This is a genomic window from Pseudomonas lini (assembly GCF_001042905.1).
GTDB lineage: Bacteria > Pseudomonadota > Gammaproteobacteria > Pseudomonadales > Pseudomonadaceae > Aquipseudomonas > Aquipseudomonas lini.
Genome location: NZ_JYLB01000005.1, coordinates 161,937 through 176,918, shown reverse-complemented (window position 1 = coordinate 176,918; position 14,982 = coordinate 161,937). Strand labels below are relative to the sequence as shown.

The 14,982-nt window shown below is 56.0% G+C and carries 19 protein-coding genes and 1 tRNA gene; 4 read left to right on the top strand and 16 right to left on the bottom strand.

What is annotated here, in order from left to right:
• Nucleotides 1–211 precede the first annotated feature (211 nt).
• Nucleotides 212–287, top strand: a tRNA-Thr gene (locus tag TU81_RS16235).
• A gap of 283 nt (nucleotides 288–570) precedes the next feature.
• The gene (locus TU81_RS16230) at nucleotides 571–1,560 is read left to right on the top strand and encodes an Abi family protein (protein WP_048396043.1); all 990 of its coding nucleotides are present in this window, start codon (nucleotides 571–573) and stop codon (nucleotides 1,558–1,560) included.
• 100 nt (nucleotides 1,561–1,660) lie between these two features.
• On the opposite strand, the gene TU81_RS16225 is transcribed toward TU81_RS16230, so the two are convergent.
• The 4 genes from TU81_RS16225 to TU81_RS16210 all read right to left on the bottom strand — a co-directional run bounded on the left by TU81_RS16225 (nucleotide 1,661) and on the right by TU81_RS16210 (nucleotide 4,243).
• Nucleotides 1,661–2,410 (bottom strand): hydroxypyruvate isomerase family protein, encoded by a 750-nt coding sequence (locus TU81_RS16225; RefSeq protein WP_048396042.1) that lies wholly within the window; start codon nucleotides 2,408–2,410, stop codon nucleotides 1,661–1,663.
• Between the two features lie 205 nt (nucleotides 2,411–2,615).
• Nucleotides 2,616–3,326, bottom strand: a complete 711-nt coding sequence (locus tag TU81_RS16220; RefSeq protein WP_038978533.1) for an SDR family NAD(P)-dependent oxidoreductase — start codon at nucleotides 3,324–3,326, stop codon at nucleotides 2,616–2,618.
• 42 nt (nucleotides 3,327–3,368) lie between these two features.
• A complete protein-coding gene (locus TU81_RS16215; protein WP_048396041.1) occupies nucleotides 3,369–4,025 on the bottom strand; it encodes a DsbA family oxidoreductase in 657 nt (218 codons plus the stop codon).
• Complete coding sequence (locus TU81_RS16210; RefSeq protein ID WP_048396040.1) at nucleotides 4,022–4,243, bottom strand: tautomerase family protein; 222 nt, start codon at nucleotides 4,241–4,243, stop codon at nucleotides 4,022–4,024. The genes TU81_RS16215 and TU81_RS16210 overlap by 4 nt, the downstream gene beginning before the upstream one ends.
• A gap of 373 nt (nucleotides 4,244–4,616) precedes the next feature.
• Here TU81_RS16210 and TU81_RS16205 point away from each other — a divergent pair, with 373 nt between their 5' ends.
• Nucleotides 4,617–4,940 (top strand): helix-turn-helix domain-containing protein, encoded by a 324-nt coding sequence (locus tag TU81_RS16205; protein ID WP_038978530.1) that lies wholly within the window; start codon nucleotides 4,617–4,619, stop codon nucleotides 4,938–4,940.
• Here the strand turns inward: TU81_RS16205 and TU81_RS16200 are convergent.
• The 3 genes from TU81_RS16200 to TU81_RS16190 form a co-directional block, all read right to left on the bottom strand.
• On the bottom strand, nucleotides 4,937–5,284 hold the full coding sequence (locus TU81_RS16200) for a type II toxin-antitoxin system RelE/ParE family toxin (protein WP_038980193.1): 348 nt from the start codon (nucleotides 5,282–5,284) through the stop codon (nucleotides 4,937–4,939). The genes TU81_RS16205 and TU81_RS16200 overlap by 4 nt on opposite strands.
• 226 nt (nucleotides 5,285–5,510) lie before the next feature.
• Nucleotides 5,511–6,188, bottom strand: a complete 678-nt coding sequence (locus TU81_RS16195; RefSeq protein WP_048396039.1) for an RES family NAD+ phosphorylase — start codon at nucleotides 6,186–6,188, stop codon at nucleotides 5,511–5,513.
• Nucleotides 6,188–6,598 carry an MbcA/ParS/Xre antitoxin family protein gene (locus TU81_RS16190; protein ID WP_038978528.1) on the bottom strand — a complete coding sequence of 137 codons (411 nt, stop codon included), beginning with the start codon at nucleotides 6,596–6,598 and terminating at the stop codon, nucleotides 6,188–6,190. Before TU81_RS16190 ends, TU81_RS16195 begins: the two co-directional genes overlap by 1 nt.
• Nucleotides 6,599–7,211: 613 nt before the next feature.
• Here TU81_RS16190 and TU81_RS16185 point away from each other — a divergent pair.
• The gene (locus TU81_RS16185) at nucleotides 7,212–8,138 is read left to right on the top strand and encodes a LysR family transcriptional regulator (protein ID WP_038978527.1); all 927 of its coding nucleotides are present in this window, start codon (nucleotides 7,212–7,214) and stop codon (nucleotides 8,136–8,138) included.
• Here the strand turns inward: TU81_RS16185 and TU81_RS16180 are convergent.
• The 9 genes from TU81_RS16180 to aguA all read right to left on the bottom strand — a co-directional run bounded on the left by TU81_RS16180 (nucleotide 8,055) and on the right by aguA (nucleotide 14,981).
• Nucleotides 8,055–8,372 carry an AzlD domain-containing protein gene (locus tag TU81_RS16180; protein ID WP_048396038.1) on the bottom strand — a complete coding sequence of 106 codons (318 nt, stop codon included), beginning with the start codon at nucleotides 8,370–8,372 and terminating at the stop codon, nucleotides 8,055–8,057. The genes TU81_RS16185 and TU81_RS16180 overlap by 84 nt on opposite strands.
• On the bottom strand, nucleotides 8,351–9,067 hold the full coding sequence (locus tag TU81_RS16175; RefSeq protein WP_008068738.1) for an AzlC family ABC transporter permease: 717 nt from the start codon (nucleotides 9,065–9,067) through the stop codon (nucleotides 8,351–8,353). The genes TU81_RS16180 and TU81_RS16175 overlap by 22 nt, the downstream gene beginning before the upstream one ends.
• On the bottom strand, nucleotides 9,064–9,477 hold the full coding sequence (locus TU81_RS16170) for a GNAT family N-acetyltransferase (RefSeq protein ID WP_173667532.1): 414 nt from the start codon (nucleotides 9,475–9,477) through the stop codon (nucleotides 9,064–9,066). Before TU81_RS16170 ends, TU81_RS16175 begins: the two co-directional genes overlap by 4 nt.
• Nucleotides 9,478–9,520: 43 nt before the next feature.
• A complete protein-coding gene (locus tag TU81_RS16165) occupies nucleotides 9,521–10,267 on the bottom strand; it encodes a 2OG-Fe dioxygenase family protein (RefSeq protein ID WP_008005252.1) in 747 nt (248 codons plus the stop codon).
• A gap of 228 nt (nucleotides 10,268–10,495) precedes the next feature.
• Nucleotides 10,496–11,782: an OprD family porin gene (locus tag TU81_RS16160; RefSeq protein ID WP_048396037.1), complete on the bottom strand. Its 1,287-nt coding sequence runs from the start codon at nucleotides 11,780–11,782 to the stop codon at nucleotides 10,496–10,498.
• 236 nt (nucleotides 11,783–12,018) lie between these two features.
• Nucleotides 12,019–12,414, bottom strand: coding sequence for a nuclear transport factor 2 family protein (locus TU81_RS16155; RefSeq protein WP_048396036.1), 396 nt, complete (start codon nucleotides 12,412–12,414; stop codon nucleotides 12,019–12,021).
• 17 nt (nucleotides 12,415–12,431) lie between these two features.
• A complete protein-coding gene (locus tag TU81_RS16150; RefSeq protein ID WP_048396035.1) occupies nucleotides 12,432–13,103 on the bottom strand; it encodes a DsbA family protein in 672 nt (223 codons plus the stop codon).
• 313 nt (nucleotides 13,104–13,416) lie between these two features.
• A complete protein-coding gene (locus TU81_RS16145) occupies nucleotides 13,417–13,629 on the bottom strand; it encodes a hypothetical protein (protein WP_007895252.1) in 213 nt (70 codons plus the stop codon).
• Nucleotides 13,630–13,874: 245 nt separating this feature from the next.
• Nucleotides 13,875–14,981 (bottom strand): agmatine deiminase, encoded by a 1,107-nt coding sequence (gene aguA, locus TU81_RS16140; protein ID WP_048396034.1) that lies wholly within the window; start codon nucleotides 14,979–14,981, stop codon nucleotides 13,875–13,877.
• Between the last annotated feature and the right edge of the window lies 1 nt (nucleotide 14,982).

Genomic DNA, 14,982 nt, shown 5'->3' with positions numbered 1-14,982 from the left:
AAGGGCACCTCGAAAACCACCTCGCCGCTGCCCCGCAACGCGCCGAACAAGCTGAAGCAGAACTGCGAGCCATGCAAAACAGCCGAGCCTGGTGCCCCCTCAGAAACTCAAGAAAGTGCTGGTTCGCGCCAGATCAAACGCCTGCATAAAAATAGTCTGAATTCAGGGGTTTACAGAACCAACCCAATCGCTATAATCGTCGCCCTAACACGCCGGTATAGCTCAGTTGGTAGAGCAACTGACTTGTAATCAGTAGGTCCCGGGTTCGACTCCTGGTGCCGGCACCATACAAAACGAAGCCCTCGCAGAAATGCGAGGGCTTTGTTGTTTCTGGGGCTTGGAAACTCCCCCGGAAGCTGCCAAATTGCTGCGATAAGACCAACAAAGCCTTATCTCCATCGACAGCCCAAACATTGCCCGCGCGCCTCTACCCGTTACAATTTCACGTCAGCGCAACGTTGACGGGCTCTTACACCTACCTATAATGCACCCCAACACACCCGCCAAGCCTAGGTTGACCCAGTCAGCAAGCTCAAATCGTGCGGGTTTTTTTTGCCTGGAGAAAACTACATGAGGCCCTTCGACAAACCGGCCCTCAGCGTAGAACAGCAATTGGAACTGCTAAAGCAACGAGGCCTGCACGTCGCCAACGACGATCGGGCCATGCGCTTTCTCGAAGTGGTCACGCTGTTTCGCCTGAGCCCCTACATGCGCCCCTTCCAGGAGGCGGGTCCCGAACACACCTTCAAGCCCGGTAGTACACTGAAGGTTGTCGTCGATATCTACCGCTTCGATGGTTCGTTGCGACGCATAACCATGGATGCAATCGAACGTGTCGAAGTTGCCATACGAGCGACTATCAGCAATCACATGTGCCCTAAGTATGGGCCTGACTGGATAGCTGACGTTTCAGTCTTCTCCTCGTCATACTCGCATTCTGATCTACTGCGCCCCCTGCAAAATCAGCTGGACAAGGAACGAAAAAAACTTGGACGTGAGATTGATCGCATAAAAAAGAGCCGTCAGGCTGATGGAGTCCAGCAACAACGGATTGAAAATCGCATGCGCGATAACTATTTCCGATTCTATGGGTCGACTTATGCCCATCCTGAGTTGCCGCCCGCTTGGGCTGTTCTGGAAGAGCTCAGCCTTGGAACGGTATCCACCCTCTTCAATGCCATAGGCAAAAGCGCCGACAAGAAAGCGATCGCTAGCAGATTCAATCTGCCCTTTGAAGTATTGGCCTCCTGGCTCCACACCCTGACCTTCATCCGAAACTGTTGCGCCCACCACTCACGACTATGGAACCGAGAGCTCTCGATTCGACCATCCTTACCCAAAGAATGGATCATCCCAAATGCACCTGCCGACCGGCCTCAACCCAAGCAGCGGCTATACATCGTATTGACGATGCTGGCCTATCTAACCGACTTGATCAGTCCAGACAGCCAGTGGAAGTTTCGCTTGGCCGAAATCATGGATCAGCAGGAACTGGGCTATTTGAGACTCATGGGATTTCCAAATGATTGGAAACGCCAGCAGCAATGGTGTCTGGAGTAAGTAAGCCAGAAACAGACTGCGATTAATTTATCTCCTGCTTGATCACTCAAGCCAGAAATCGTGGTCTGTTCCCATCGAACCCGTTCGTGCGTCGCAAGCACTACGCACTTAGCTGCTTTATCCAGTCAAGGCTCGCAACGGTAGAGCCGGAAGGACGGTATTCACAGCCGATCCATCCTGTGTAGCCGCGCTGCTCCAGCGCCGCGAACAAGGCAGCAAAGTCGATGCTCCCCGTTCCCGGTTCGTGACGACCCGGGCAGTCGGCAATTTGCACATGGACTGTTCTGTCATAAAACCGGGCCAGAACATCTGCTGCATCTGCGGTCAGAATCTGGGCATGGTAAAGATCGAGAATCAGCCCAACACTCGGGAAGGTCTCCAGCACCTGTTGCGCCTTGCTGAAGTCAGACATGTAGTAGCCCGGCATCGCCTGCGAACTGATCACTTCGATAAGCGGCCGCAAACCCTGATCTTCGAAGTACTTGACCGCATACTCCAGGTTACCCCCGAAGATAAGCGCCGCCTCATCCTGCGTCGTAACGCCAGACATGATGTGGACATCCGAACACGCCAGCGCCTTTGCATAGCTGGCGGCCTGGAGCAACCCGCTGCGAAACTCTTCTTCCTTACCCTGCAAGGCAGCGATGCCTTTGGTAACGCCAGCCGGTGCAGCGAACTGAATCAGCGGCAGACTGTATTGAGCCAGGTGGTCGGCCAGAAGACTTGCGTCGAATTCATAGGGCGACGGGAACTCCACCGCCCGAAAACCAGCTGCTGCGGCAGCTTCGATGCGTTGTAGAAAAGGCAACTCATTGAATTGGAAACCGAGATGAGCATTGAACTTGAGCATTGGCAAACATCCATGTAGTGATTTATGACTTTTATATACATTGTAACTGCTTCATGAACCCCACATTCAAAGCGCCTATCTGATCCCGAATGGTGTGTTCCCGATTCCATCGGGAGCCATCGACTCCTGGTGCCGCACCATACAAAACAAAGCCCTCGCAGAAATGCGAGGGCTTTGTTGTTTCTGGGGTTTGGAAAATCTGGTCTTAGTGACCCGCACTCTGCCCACCATCGACATGCAAAATCTCGCCGGTGACAAAGTTTGCGCTGTCCAGATACACCACAGCCTGAGCAATATCGCTGATCTCCCCCATGTGCCCAACCGGGTGCAAATTCCCCAGGGCTTCGTGGGTTTCCTCACCATGCATCGGCGTCTTGATGATGCCCGGGGAAACCGCATTCACCCGAATCCCGCGTTTGGCGTACTCAATGGCCAAGGATTTGGTCGCCGCATTCAAGCCACCCTTGGTCAACGAAGCCAATACCGACGGCACACCGTCAATCGCATGGTCCACCAGGCTAGTGGTGATGTTGACGACGTGGCCGCGGCCCTGTTTTTCCATCTCGGTGATCGCGAGTTGGGTGATGTAGAAGAAACCATTCAGGTTCACCGACAGCACCGCTGCGTAGTCTTCGTGGGTGTAGGCGGTGAACGGCTTGGCGACGAAGATCCCGGCGTTGTTGACCAGGGTGTCGATGCGGCCAAAACGTTCAATCGTTTCACGGATGACTCGCTGGGCGATCGCCGGGTCGCCGATGTCGCCGGCAACGGTGTAGATGTCCGGGTCGGTGGATGGCTGGATTGAACGCGAAGTGGCGACTACTTGGTAATCGAGATCACGGAAGGCCTTGACCATGCCTGCGCCGAGACCTTGGGAGGCGCCAGTGATAACGATGACTTTTTTAGAATTGCTCATGATGAACCTCTACTAATAAATGATGGTTTGAAAAGTGATCAATCAGGCTTCGGCAGGGGATTTCGCCATTTGCCTCAGCATCTGTTCGTAGTACTCGACCGATTGCGAACCGGACACCAGGTGACGACCGTTAAGCACCATGGCCGGTACCGAATTGATGCCGCGCTCGTGGTAAAACGCTTGAAGTTCACGCACCTCTTTGGCGAATGCTCCGGAGGCCAACACCTCGCCTGCACGCTCCGCATCCAGCCCCGCTTCAGCAGCCAAACGCACCAGCGTCTGGTGATCGCTCGGGTTCTGGCCGTCGGCGAAGTAAGCGCGTAGCAACGCTCGCTTGAGTGCGATCTGCCGCCCTTCCTGCGACGCCCAGAACAACAAACGGTGAGCATCAAAGGTGTTGTAGAAATGGCTGCGCTTCTCCAGATCGAACTTGAACCCGATGGCCTCACCGCGAGCGATCTGCATCGCTTTGCTGGCGGTGACTTCATCGGCGGTGCGCCGGTACTTGCGCATCAAATGCTCGACCGCGTTCTTGCCTTCCGCTGGCATGTCCGGGTTTAACTCAAAGGGCTTGAAGGTCAGCTCGACGGAGACTTCACCGGCGACGTTCTCGATCGCTTGCTCCAGCGCAGTGGCGCCCAAGGCGCACCAGGGGCACACCACATCGGAGACGAAATCGATGGTGACGGACGCGGTCATGACTGCCCTTGCGCCTCAGCCAGTTGCTTGCGGTACTGGGTAGTGGTGATCCCGGCATAGCCCCAGTTATCGGTGTCGACCTCTTCGATCACGATGTGGGTCAGGTCCGGGCGTTTGTTGAGGACGCGCTCCAGGGTTTCAGTGATTTCAGCGATCACCTGAGCTTTCTGCTCTGGGGTAACGCCATCGCGGGTGATGCGTACGCTTACGAAAGGCATGGGGAAATCTCCAGTGGTCTTCTCATCGGAATGATGAGGAGGCGTTGGAGAGGAATGTATGAGGTTGGGTCAGGGGGATAAAGGTGGGGGCGGGAACTTCATTAGTTACTTGGTGTAATGACTACATCGATATCGATTGGAGACGCCAACGGAAAATATGGCCTAACCGTAAGGCTCGCCAGCGGTCAAAACGGGCTTCAATCCATGCTGATAAACCTCATCGTATTTTCGAAGAAAAATGCACCGCAGCAAGTGGCCGCTAATTTTGCCGGTGATCGACAAACACAAAAAACGTTTGCATCAAAAATGATCAATCGGCTAATCTCCATTTATCGTAAATTTTAGATACCGCCTAAAAATGGGATAAATGCTCATGGCACTTCAATTCTTTGATAGCCCGTTCCATGTCACGCATGACGAGGAAGTCGCCAGCAAAATGGCGTTGAAAATGGAGCTATCGATATTCATCACTGATTGCATCAAAAAACTGGGCCTCAAACAGAGTGAGGCTGCATCCAGGTTAAATGTGACCCAATCACGCGTTTCCGAGCTAACCACTGGCAAGATCGAGAAATTTACGATCGATGCAATGATGGACATGCTGGATAGACTCGGATTTCGCACTACTTTTACGTTGCCGTCCAACGATGCCGGGGCCTTACCTCAGATCGTCATTTCACAATCTCACGCCTGCTAGACGTTGTAACCCATCTTTCGAAGCTCCCTTTTCAGTTCCTTCAACCGGTCTTGCGCAACAGCCATTGCGTGACGATCGGTTCCATTCGTCGTCTTCACGAATGAATGAAGGACGAAAATGGTGTCCGCATACTTCGCAATGTAGATGCATCGGTATGCCGGGCTGCCATTGATAATCAACTCAACAGCCCCCGCACCTACTGAACTCAGTTGCTTTATTGCCAGCTCTGGATCACCGCTGTACTGCACACGCATCAGATCTTTCCCGAACTCATCCTGTACCCACTCCGGCAAATCCTTGTACTCACGTGTTGCCGCCTCACTTACAAATGCAAATCTCTTCAAATGATGGATTCCTACCTGGAACAGTGGATGCCCTCCGAACATCTCAGTAGACGATTTAAAGGGTGCTGTTTAGTAGTCATCGCAGGCTATTTCCGCAGTAGGACTTAGCCACTTTTGATGTAGTCCATTTAGATACGTGCGCAGTTTTTCCATTTATGCGACGCGTATTCGTCCAGCGACACAGAAGACCCCGAACGCATCGGGGCTTTTTGCGCTTCGTTGGGCTTCACATCTCGCTGACTTCAAACACAAACGAGATCTTCCGACTGCTCGCACTCCAAACATACCGAATGTGCTTCCCTTGCTTCGGAATGGACACAGCGGGCGGTCGAAACGCCGCTACACATTCATGGCCCGGCAAACGAACGCTGTTGTAAAGCAATCCCCAGGACAGGGTTTCGCGCAATTGGCGGGCGAAGGCCTGGGCTGGGCCGTACGCGGTTGGGTCCGGGTCATGAAGGTGAGGATAGTTTTGCCGGATGTCATGCAGCGGTTTGACGACCCGGTTGACGTAGGTGCGCATGGTCAACTCGAGGTCCGGTTCGTTGGTCGCGGCGAGGAAGCGTTCCTGGTGATAGCTCGTCTCGGCGATGGCAGCGGCCTGGCTGCTGGCGGCGTAGTAGACGCCGAAGGTGCCGTCGGTGAAGCGGCTGGTTTTGCCGATGTGGGTGAACGCGGCCATGACGGGCGTGGAGCCGGGGCCGGAGATGCGGTCTTCGGGGCGCACGCGGGAGAGCACGCCGGCTTCTTCCATCAGCCGATCGTTGGTCAGGGCTTCCAGCGCGTAGGCGGTGGTCAGGTCTTCGGGGTCGAGCACGTCTTCGAACAATGAGATCGGCGGGAAGCAGCTGTTGACGATCCGATAGGCCCGCGGCCACTGCGGGTCGGCCAGCTCCGGCGCCATCAACCGCGCACTCCGTCGAGGTAGCGGCGCACGTCAGCGATGTCGACTACGCGGCCGGCCAGCATGTAGGACAGCGCCGACTGGCCATTGAACGGCGCGGCGGTGTTGGGGCTGCTGACCCAGGTGTAGGCTCGCTCGCGGCTGTTGCTGAAGATAATGCTCAACGCTTTGTGGATACCCATCAAATACGAGATGCGTTCCAGGGTGTCGTGGGGCAGGCGCACGTTGGGCGGCAGGTGTTTGTACTTGTAGAAAGTGGTGTTGCCGACTTTACCCAAAAGGGTGCGTTGTTGCTCGGCGGTGCAGCCCCAGCGTTCCATTAGATTGAAGAAAAATTTGAGCGCGACTCGACCGGCTTCGGGAGTCTCGAGTTGTTGCTGTGGGCTGAGGACGATGGTTGAGGCGGGCATGGTGGAGGCCTCCTTGGATATGCGATGTGTTGATTTCAGGTTAGTACATATGCGAACAAATATAAAATTTTAATTCGCAAACGTATTAATCTCGAAAAGAGACTTCTCGCAGATTTTCCGCCCCCTGAAGACGCCGACACACGGTCCCAATACACCCGTTGACACCCGCCTATTACGGGCAGACAATTTAATCGAGAGCGCGAAACCGACTGCCATCAGGTGGCGATAGTCGATGTAGGAGCCCCGTTGATGACCTGAAAATCAGCGCTCGGGTAAACCTCTCCTCCCCTGCTTGAGGGAGCACAATATCAAGCACCTATTCATGAAAGCAGCCTGATCAGGCTGCTTTTTTTTGCGTTGGAAAAAGGTTTCGCTGATATCCAGAAAATGTCCACACATCCCCATTCAGGCCAATTTTTGACCCCGATCACCTACCCCCCACCAAAAAACCCGATCCTGTGTAAGCCTCCAACCATCGGACGCAGAATCATTTCGCTACTAAACTCGGGACAAGCATGCTCAGGTGCAGGATCATAGCCAGCACGCGACCGACGCCCACCGGGGCGATCAGGTACACAACAATAGCCAGCCCACTTTAGAGGGCATTACCCAAATGGATAGCAGAACCTTACGTAACCTCATGCGCATTGTGCAGACCGGCTCATTGTCGGCGGCGGCAGAGCATTCCTGTTTGACCGTGCAGGCATTGGCCGCGCAGTTGAACAAGGTCGAAGAGCAGTTCGGTTTTCGGTTGTTTCGTCGCTCCAACAAGGGGCTGACTCTGACAACGCAGGGCACGGAGCTCACGCCCTACATGGACAAAGTGTTGGTCGCTACGCGGCAACTGGAAGAGAAAGTCGCCGCGCTCAAGGTGCCTGGGCAGCGCACGCTCAAGGTTGCGCTTAATACCACGCTCTCGGCCGACTTCAACCGGCGCATGATCGGACGCCTTATTGAGGTGTTTCCTGATTATCAGCTGGAATTCAGCTACGCCGAGTCGATGGAAAACCTCAGCAAGCTGAAGAATGAGGACTTCGACCTGGCCGTGCTGATCGGGCCGCAGCAGCCGGGGTTACCCAGTATTGCCCTGCCCCATGTACAGGTGCAGGTGGTCGGTGCCCATTGCGGTCAGGAAAACGATCCGCTGATGCTGCTCGGCAATAAGTTTCAGGTTCGGCCTGCCGACGATTGTCCGTATTCCCACAGCTTCTTGCGTTTTCTCGACGCCGGCCTTGGTAATTACGAGTCAGGCAAGCGGATGATCTATTCCTGCAGCGAGACCCTGACCCTGTCGTTGATCACGCAAATGGACGGCCTCGGCATGGTTTCCCGTGAGGCAGCCCTGCGTAACGGCCTGACCATTTTCCCGGGTTTCGAAGATTCTCTCGAAGTGCGGTTGGCGGTCAATAACCCCGAGTTGTCGGGCCAGGCCCTGAACGACGTGGTCGCTCTGTCGCTACATGAACGATCCGAGCGCAATGTACGCAGCCGTCCCAACCGCCACACTGAGAAAGAGGTTTTTGCTGAAATACGCACATAACAACGTCGGAATCGCTGCATAGAATTCCGGGCGATCGAGCTGCACCTGTTGATCCTTGATCAACAGCGGCGTAAGGCTGATTGCAGCGACGATCGCCACCGGCAGGTATTCCAGCGCCCGGGCGACCAGGGGTGGCCAATGGTCAGTGCTCACCTGCAGCGGCAACGCGCGCGGCAGGAACGTCACGACCATCATCAGCACGACGACCAGGATCAGGAACGTTTGGTCAGGCATACACCCACCCCGCAGCCCACAAATGTGGCGATGAACACGTTGAAGGGTGAGCTGCCGATCAGGCTCAGGACACCCATGCAGGCGACCGCGGCCAATGCGGCGATCAGTTTGTTGCGGGTGTTGCACAGCGATACCAGCACGTAGAGCATCATTGCGGTGAGTGCATAGTCGAGCTGATATTTGATCAGGTGCGCCGCGTACTGCGCGCAGATCGCGCCCAGCAAACCGCCCAGCACCCACGACGTGTGGCAATACAGATTGAAGCCGATCAGGTAACGCACATTGACCGGCGTGCCCTTGCCCAGCTTGACGCTGTGGAAGGCAAACGATTCATCGGTCAGCCCGCCGGCATAACACCAGCGCTCGAGACGACTGAGCCCCATCGCCTGCAAGGCCTTGGCCATGTAGACCGACATCAGCATGTGCCTTGCATTGATCAGAAACGTGGTGAGGATGATGGTGGTCAGCGACGCGCCGCTGGAGATCAGCGCCAGGGCGGCGAACTGCGAGGCACCGGCGTAGACGAACAGGCACATCGCAACCGGCAGCCATACGGGCAATCCGGCATTGACGGCCATCAACCCGAACACAAACGACACTGTGAAGTAGCCCGCAATCACCGGGCTGGCTTCAGCGAACGTGCGCGAGGGCTGGGGCTCGACCATCAGCGGCTGGCTGCTGGACGTCTCATTCATAGGTCCCTCTCAAAGGTAGTTTCGCCGCATGGCTCGCAAAAGCCCTGGGCACTCCAAAAACGTTTGCCGGCAAGGTTAGCATCGTCAACGAACAGGAACATCCGCAGCACACCGACCCGTTTCATGTCTGCCGACGCCGCTTCAACCAGACGTTGACCAACACCCTGGCTGCGATAAACCGGGCTCACCGCCAGGTGATTGATGGTGCCACGGCTGCCGAGCATGCCGCCCAATACCGCGCCGACCACTTCGCCACAGACATCGAGCGCGAGGAACGCGGTGGTGGTTTTCTGCACCAACACACCGCGCAGGCATTTGGCGTCCTGCCATTCACAGAACGACACTTCTTCGAATTGCCGAAAGAAGCGCTCCAGGCGCTGGGCATCCTTGGCCGTCGCGCGCTGCAGCATCACCGGTGCAGGGCACTCGGCGATGTGCATGGGATCTAGCTGTTCAGCGAACAATGTCGAAAGCGGTCCCGGGCCGCGAGAAGGAAATTGCCAGAATCTGCCGATAGGCCATTTCGTGAGCGTGGGTGTTGCGTGCCGGTGTCACGTAGTGACGCATATCGCGATCGAGGAAGTAGGTGGTGTCGAGGATTTCCAGATAGGTCGTCGCCGCCAGTTGTTCCTCCTGGGCCGAATACAAACGACTCTCCGCCCCATCCACGTTGTTGCGGCCCCAGAAATGCACACCGCTGAACGGATAACCGTCGCAGTGAATACCTTCAGGGGTAATTTCCAGTTGCTTGCCTGGCTTGATTTCGATGCGGATCTGATGGATCTGGCATTGCCAGATTTCGTCGTGCAACTCTGGCGGCAATACGTTTTTGTACACCTCGAAATCCGCATCGATGAGGCTACGCATCACCGGCGAATTGATGACTTCATTGGAGAAGTCCTGGAAGTGCCGCTCCAGTCCGCCGACGTAGCTGTTGTTGGCCTTCGATTGCACGTAGGCGCGGTGTTCCAGCTGCGTCAAGTCACGGGTGACCGGGTTGTATTCAAAGTCGCTGTAACGACGGAAACGCATGCCCGCATCGGCCTGGCCGTAATAACTGTCCGGCTCCATGCTTTCCCAACTTTTGGTCAATCTGACGAAGTCGGAAAAATGACCGAAGAGATTGAAGTCGGCTCCCTGGACGTTGACATATTTGTCGCGCCGTAGCGATTCGCCAACTTCTCTGTTCAAAACGATCATTACTAGGTCTCCACTGCATTTAGCGGCTTAATCTAGTAGGTGCGGGATTTGCAGCCCATGAGAAAGAATTTCAGGCATATCAAGCGTTGATTGAAACGCGGTATGAAGTTGCTTCAATTCGACTTTTTACGATCGAAAACAGCCATTTTTCGTATTTTCTTACGGTCATGAGGCGAAAAAAACCCCGAGCCAGTCGGGGTCTTTATCGAGTTCGAACTCAGCCGATCATCAGAAGATGTTGATCGGGTAATCCACAAATACGCGCAGTTCGTTGCCGCTGACGTTGTACTCGCTGGATTTCTGCGACACGCGCAGGATCGAGCTGCGTACCTTCACGCTCAGGTCTTTGGCCGGGCCACTTTGCACGACGTACTTGAACTGGTTGAAGATTTCACGCTCGGTGCCGCCTTCGCTGGTGGAGGTGGTGATGTTGTCACCGCGCACGTAGGCAAAGTTGTAGCTCAGGCCAGGAACACCGAAGGCGCTGAAGTCCAGACCGTAGCCCAACTGCCAGCTGCGTTCGTCTTCGGCGTTGAAGTCGGACCAGTAGGAGTTCGCCAGGTAGATAGTGTTGCCGCCGTCGCCGACGCGACCTTGATCCTTCTGGTAGCCGCCGTAGGCGTAACCCAGGTTGCTGTCGCCGGTGCTGCGTTGGTGAGCGAGAGTGAACGAGTGCGGGCCGGTGGCGAAGGTCGCTGCCAGGCTCCAGATCTTGTTGTCGTCGCCGGTAGCACCGCTTTCGCGGACGTAGGAATCGTCCAGCTTGGTGCGGTAGCCATTGAAGTCCAGGGTCAGGGACTGATCCTTGTCGATCGGGAACACGTAGTTGGCGTTCACGTACTGTTTCTTCAGCACGTCTTCGACGTCGGACGCGTACAGCGCAGCCTTGAACTGTTCGGTGAACTGGTAGCTACCGCCCAACACGTTGATCGACTTCAAGCCACCGCTGTCACGGCCTTCAGCACTTTTGCGCGATTCGGCGGTGAAGCGACCTGCGTTCAGCTCCAGGCCTTTGATCTCCCTGGAGGTGATCAGGGTGCCGGTGTAGCTTTCTGGCAGCAGGCGCGAGTTGTCATAGTTCAGCACCGGCAGGGCCGGCATCTGGTCGCCATAGGCCAGCGTGGTGCTGGAGAGGCGGAACTTGACTGCCGCGCCACCCTTCGACAGGTCGTCAGCTGCGTTGCCGCTATCGCCCTGCTTAAAGAAGTCGATACCACCGGCGCCGCTGCGACCCTTGCCACCATCTAGACGCAGTGCGTACAGACCGAAGGCGTCCACACCCACACCGACGGTGCCTTGGGTGAAACCGGACGAGAAAGTACCGATGGCCGCTTGGCCCCATTCGGCTTTGTCCTGGTTGCCGTCTTTATAGTCACGATTGATATAGGCGTTGCGCAGCAGCACTTTGAGGCTGCTGTCTTCAACAAAACCCTTGGACTCGGCCTGGTCGTTAGCCATGGCCTGAGTGGCGCTCAACATCCCCAATGCGATCAGGCTGATTCGCTTGTTCAACATGTTATTTTCCTTATTACGGGTTGATACGCGCTGTGTCGAACAACTGAAATGGCGCTATCGCGCTCTTTTTTCACTCAAAAACAAAAAGGCCCGCCCACGAAAATTCGCGGGCGGGCCTTTTATTGTTTTGTGAGTCATGGCGGTTAGCCACAGGCGTGGGGCGCATCCTATCCGCGCCCTTAATAAGGTGTCAATTTCAGGAATCGTCTGTGAATAGGCGAAAATCGTCTAAGAAATCACTTGTCAACGATAGCCAATTGCACGGTGTGGCTGTCGACGAATTGTTCGAAATGCGTGACTTTGCCATCGGCCAGGGTCCACAAGTGAGCGACTCGAGCATTCATCGGGCGACCGGTGGTTTTGTAGATTCCGCTGTAATTGCCGTAGGCAAACACCTTGTCGCCCTGTGCGACGTAGTTCTCGACCTTGAACTGAAAATCTTCCCACTCGGTGGCCAGGCGCTTGAAGACATTTTCGACGATAGCGTCGAAACCGACGTAGGTCCCGGCGTAGGGGAAACCCGCCGCTTCTGTCCAGCGGGCGTCATCGGCCAGCGCCGCGGCGGTATTGCGAGCGTTCTCCTGGGAGTTGGCGCCTTCGTACGTGCTTTTGATCAGGCTCAGGTTATCCATGGTGACTCCAGCTGAATTCAATGGGCGCAGCCATCGAGGCCACAGGTTTGAAACGCGGATGAAGACTCTTTCGCCGCAAACGACTGACCCAGCCATTGGGCGAAAGCTTGCGGCTTGCCGAGCCACGGGCCGATGTCGACCAGGGTGAACTGGCCATCCTGTTCCAGCGCAAAAGTCGGGAAACCCTGTCCACCGACCTTGGCCAAAAGTGCGCGACTGTCCTTGATATGGTGCTCGATGTCGGCTTCATCAAATGCTTGTTGGAACGCCTCAGGTTCAAGGCCGGTCTGTGTGGCGAGTTCCAGCAGAACCGCTTCGTCAGTGATGCGTTGACCTTCCACGTAATGAGCCGTCTGCAAACGCCCCAGCAACGCTAACCCGCGGCCAGCGATCTGCTCGGCTGCCAGCACAGCGGCAATCGGCGGCGCGGAATCGAACACTGCCGTCTCATCGCGCAGCAGACCCTCAAAATACGCCTCGCCAAACGGCTGGCCGGTGTACTCGGCGATGCGTCGGTCATGGGGCATGACGTAATTGCGCAGTTGTGGCGAAACGGTCTGGCGGTTGGCGCCGGTCATCATGCCACCACCATGGGCGATCACCGGCAACACGCTTTGGGCGGCCTGCACCAGCGGTTTGGCGCCGTAACACCAGCCGCACAATGGGTCGTAAATGTAGTGAAGGATCATGGGAAGACTCCGGCAACAAAGTAGGAAAACTCAATGCCGGCAGATTAATCCCCAGACAGTTTCGGAAAAACGCTGGAATGGCTTTCAGTCTGTTTCATGAATCGGTCGAATGCTTTTCGTTTTCCGCCGGGTTATGGCCGTTAGCAAGATCAAGAGATCGCAGCCTGCGGCAGCTCCTACGCCGATCTATGTAGGAGCTGCCGCAGGCTGCGATCTTTTGATCCTGGCGTCATAACAAGCGCCAACATTTCCAACAGACAAAAAAAAGCGCCGCCTTCCCGGCAGCGCTTTTATCAATCCGTTGTTTTTCTTCTTATCCTTCCATCACATCCCACAGTGCTTCCAGTTCCGCCTCGCTGAATAAACCAGCGGGGTAGCGCTCGATCATCATCCGGCGCGGATCAGGTTCCCTGATCTGACGCGTTCCATTGGACTTCAACCACTGCGCCAAGACCTGGAGCGATTCGCTGTTAACTGCCAGGGGATGCATTGCGTGCTCGCTCACGACGTTCATTTCGGCGTTCATCTCAGCGCTCTCTCCTGGTTTGTGAGCGGCTAACTTATCCAAGGTTTATGACAGAACATCGAAGTTCTCTCCCTCCCCGTGTTACCCCATCGAAGATACAAGAGCTGTGCCAATGTTTTCGAAGTGTCGACAAGTGGATACAAAAAAGCCCGCGGTCCTGATGGGCTGCGGGCTTTCCGTGAAATAACGAGGTTAAATCGTTGCTCAATCGATTCTTCAATCAACTCAGGCTGTTACGACCTCACTCACTCCTTGTGCGGCGCGGGCTGTTGTTGGGTAAGGCAGTGGATGTTACCGCCCCCCAGTAACAGTTCGCGACCCGGCACCATGACCACTTCGTGCTGCGGAAACAAAGCCTGCAAAATCTCTTTGGCCGGACCATCCAACGGGTCGTCAAAGCTCGGCGCGATGATGCCGCCGTTGACGATCAGGAAGTTCACATAAGAGCCGGCCAGACGAACGGTTGGATTGCGTTCCTGAGTGCCATCCACCGGATCGACACCTGCGCACTCGTCTTCGGTGGCATACAGCGGCCCCGGAATCGGCATCTTGTGCACCGTGAATGGGCGCCCCTTGGCATCGGTGCTGTTTTGCAGCACGTTCATTGCCGCCTGGCAGCGCGGGTAGTTCGGGTCCTGCGGGTCATCGGTCCAGGCCAGAAGCACTTCGCCCGGACGCACGTAGCAGCAGAAGTTATCCACATGGCCGTCGGTTTCGTCGTTGAACAGACCGTCCGGCAACCAGATGATTTTATCCACAGCCAGATTGGCACCGAGCACCGCTTCGATCTGCGCGCGGTCCATGTGGGGGTTGCGATTGCGGTTGAGCAGGCACTCTTCGGTAGTGATCAGGGTGCCTTCGCCATCGACATGGATCGAGCCGCCTTCGAGCACAAAACCTTCGGTGCGGTAGCGCGGGCTGCGCTCGATTTCGAGGATCTTGCCCGCCACTTGGGAGTCACGGTTCCACGGCGAATACAGACCACCGTCGAAACCGCCCCAGGAATTGAAGTCCCAATCCACACCACGGACTTCGCCGCGATTGTTGATGACGAACGTCGGGCCAGTATCCCGAACCCAGGCGTCATCGCTGGACATCTCCACCACACGAATATTCGGCACATCGAGACGGGCACGAGCATTCTCGTACTGGCCGGCGGAAACCGCCACGGTCACCGGTTCGAAACGCGCGATGGCCTTGGCCACCGCTACATGCGCGGCTTGTGCCGGTTTGCCGCCCAGGCGCCAGTTGTCAGGGCGCTCGGGCCAGACCATCCAGGCCTGGGTTTGCGGCGCCCATTCGGCTGGCATGTAAAAGCCGTCGGTGCGAGGGGTGCTGTTCAAAGTGGTCATG